Here is a 649-nt window from a genome sequence, read left to right on the forward strand (position 1 = left end):
AGCGTTACGTCACTGCAAAGATTTTCTTGGCCGTAAAGGGGTCAATGTTGTTGCAAGTGCGCGTAAAAACACGCTGTTTCGTAGCTTAGTAGGGCAGAGTCGCGGCATTCAAGAAGTTCGTCATCTTATTGAGCAAGTATCGGGTACAGAAGCCAATGTCTTGATCCTTGGTGAATCGGGTACGGGTAAAGAAGTGGTAGCGCGTAACATTCACTACCATTCGTCATACCGCAATGGTGCGTTTGTGCCAATTAACTGTGGTGCAATCCCACCGGAGCTACTCGAAAGCGAATTGTTTGGCCACGAAAAAGGCGCGTTTACTGGTGCGTTAACGGCGCGTAAAGGTCGATTTGAATTAGCAGACGGTGGCACGATCTTCCTTGATGAGATTGGTGACATGCCAATGTCGATGCAAGTGAAGTTATTGCGTGTACTTCAAGAACGTTGTTTTGAGCGAGTTGGCGGAAACTCGACAATCAAAGTCAACGTGCGTGTGGTCGCTGCGACACACCGTAATCTGGAAAGCATGATCGAAGAGGGCACGTTCCGTGAAGATTTGTTCTATCGTTTGAACGTTTTCCCAATCGAAATGCCAGCGCTAAAAGAGCGTAAGCAAGATATCCCATTGTTATTACAAGAGCTGATGACA

The 649-nt window shown here is 47.1% G+C and carries 1 protein-coding gene; it reads left to right on the forward strand.

All coding sequences use genetic code 11. The annotated features are described in order from the left end of the window. Nucleotides 1-649, forward strand: a 649-nt coding sequence (locus R7Z47_RS25260; protein WP_318130818.1) for a sigma-54 factor interaction domain-containing protein, incomplete at both ends; no start/stop codon positions are given.

Origin of the sequence: Vibrio sp. 1641 (assembly GCF_033339995.1) — a bacterium.
Lineage (GTDB): Bacteria > Pseudomonadota > Gammaproteobacteria > Enterobacterales > Vibrionaceae > Vibrio > Vibrio alginolyticus.